Genomic DNA, 2421 nt, shown 5'->3' on the forward strand with positions numbered 1-2421 from the left:
CATAAATTTAGAGCCATATTCTATAAGCCGGTTTATGCGCTAATTCTTTAAAAATTATAATTAAACAAATACATAGGAGAACCTAATGATGACCAAAGGTATTGGTACTCAAACGAAAGAACAAGCACTTGCTAGTCTTTCCAATATGACTCGCGATTTAATTCCCATTCAAGCTGATGAGCATCTAGCCCGTATTGCCCGTGCTCAAGAGTATATGCAAGCCAATAATATTGATGCAATTTACTTAAATGCAGGGACTAACCTTACTTACTTTACGGGTATGCGCTGGTACGCAAGTGAGCGCATGGTCGGTGCTATTTTACCCGCGAAGGGCGAAGTACAATATATAGCCCCTGATTTTGAAATTGGCTCTCTCAATGGCTTTAAAGTTATAGAAGGCCCAATTCGCGGCTGGCTTGAACACGAAAGTCCTTATGCATTATTTGTCAAAGTGCTCACCGAAATGGGCATTGCTGAGAGCGGCACTGTAGGGATTGACGAAAGCGCGCAGTTTTTCATTTTCGATGGCATAAATAAAGCGCAAACAGGCTTAAACCTCGTTAATGCACAGCCTGTTACAGCTCATTGCCGCATGCATAAGTCAGCCAATGAACTAATGCTAATACAGCGTGCGATGGATATGACCTTAAAAGTTCATCAGGCCACAGCCAGCATGCTATATGAGGGTATAAGCACAACTGAGGTAGAAGAATTTATTAAACAAGCGCACAAAAAAGTTGGCGCGCCTGGTAACTACTTTTGCATCGTTTTGTTTGGCCTCGCGACATCATTTCCTCATGGTGTCAAAGAGCCACAAATTCTTAAAAAAGGAGATATGGTTTTAATTGATACTGGCTGTAAAGTACACGAATACTTATCAGATATAACTCGCACTTACGTATTTGGTGAAGCTACAGACCGCCAACGCCAATTTTGGAATTATGAAAAAGCCGCACAAATGGCCGCTTTTGATGCAGCTCAAATAGGTCAAAGTTGTGAGAGTGTCGACAACGCTGCCCGCTCTTACTTAGCAGAGCAAGGCCTTGGCCCTGAGTATCAAACACCTGGCTGCCCACACCGTACCGGTCATGGTATAGGCTTAGACATCCATGAATGGCCTTACCTAGTCGGCGGCGATAAAACACCTCTAGCCGCAGGCATGTGCTTTAGTAATGAGCCAATGCTAGTTGTACCTGGTGAATTTGGTGTGCGTTTAGAGGATCACTTTTATATTACTGAAAATGGTCCAAAGTGGTTCACTGAACCCGCTCATAGCCTCGAAAACCCATTTGGGTTATAAGATAAATATACTCATTGCTGCACGGCGAATACTTACCGTGCAGCTAATTATTACTTGAAAGAACTAGACAACGAATTAGCCTAACAAGTCCAAAGCTTTAAGCCTCTCTCGTGCTAAAAGATATCTTGCACGAACGTCATCAATTTGCTGTTGAGTTAATTTATTACCGAAAGTACGAAGTCCACCATCCTTATCGTCATGATGAATTCCAAATGCGCACTTAAGGTACTCCATAAGTAGCGGTTGAGCATCCAAGTAAGAGATGGAATTCATAGCCTGAGAAATTTTGTTAGCCTCAGCCCATTCCCCTTTATTTACATACTCCTGCATCGTCACACTCGCTTTTGGAAAGATACAACCTACACCTGTGATCCCGCCACATGCTCCTGCTAGTCCGGCATGCACAGTGACAGTGTCTACACCTGCCAAAATTTTTGCATCTTTGTTTTCTAGCATTATCGTCTCAATGATTGAAACATCTGACGTCGATATTTTTAACGCAGTTACTTCAGGAAGCGCAGCAAGTTTTTTAAGAAGCTCGGTTGAGAGCGCATGGTAGCCAGCTGCATCTGGGTTGTTATAAGGCATAATTGTAATGCCAGCCTCTTTAGCGGCTGTTGCACAAAGCGCATAATATGCATACATATCTTCATCACTAGGTGCTTCTTTGGTTTTTGGTGGCATAACCATGACAGTATCTACGCCAACAGATGCAAGTTGCTTTACAATTTCAGCTATTTCTTCTTTCGTTTCTGCCGCAGCACCACTGATCAGTGGCACACCGTATTCTTTTGCAACATCAGAAAGAGCTTCAAGTAAAGAAAGACGCTGATCAACACTTAGATAACTATTTTCACCTAATGTGCCTGAGCCAACAAGCCCCCCCATCCTACTACCGCCTTTCCCTTGTACTTTTAAAATTTCTGCAGCGTATTTCTTTGTTGTATCAAAGTCTATTTCAAATGATCCAGATTCAGACTCTTTTAGCCATGTGAATACGGCCGGCATAACTGAAAAGCGCCAATCTGTGTTCGTTGTTTTCATCATATTTCCTGTGCTTAAAGGTAACTCCTATAAATATTAACACAAATAGAATATTGTATACAATATTCTATTTGTGT

At 42.0% G+C, this 2421-nt stretch carries 2 protein-coding genes; one reads left to right on the forward strand and one right to left on the reverse strand.

The window, feature by feature from the left end:
* Positions 1-85 precede the first annotated feature (85 nt).
* The gene (locus tag BIZ38_RS21600) at positions 86-1300 is read left to right on the forward strand and encodes a M24 family metallopeptidase (protein ID WP_187491285.1); all 1215 of its coding nucleotides are present in this window, start codon (positions 86-88) and stop codon (positions 1298-1300) included.
* A gap of 75 nt (positions 1301-1375) precedes the next feature.
* Here BIZ38_RS21600 and BIZ38_RS21605 read toward each other — a convergent pair whose 3' ends face one another.
* Complete coding sequence (locus BIZ38_RS21605; protein WP_119853819.1) at positions 1376-2344, reverse strand: dihydrodipicolinate synthase family protein; 969 nt, start codon at positions 2342-2344, stop codon at positions 1376-1378.
* Positions 2345-2421 lie beyond the last annotated feature (77 nt).

This window comes from Pseudoalteromonas sp. BZK2 (genome assembly GCF_014349195.1).
GTDB classification, from domain to species: Bacteria; Pseudomonadota; Gammaproteobacteria; order Enterobacterales; family Alteromonadaceae; genus Pseudoalteromonas; species Pseudoalteromonas simplex.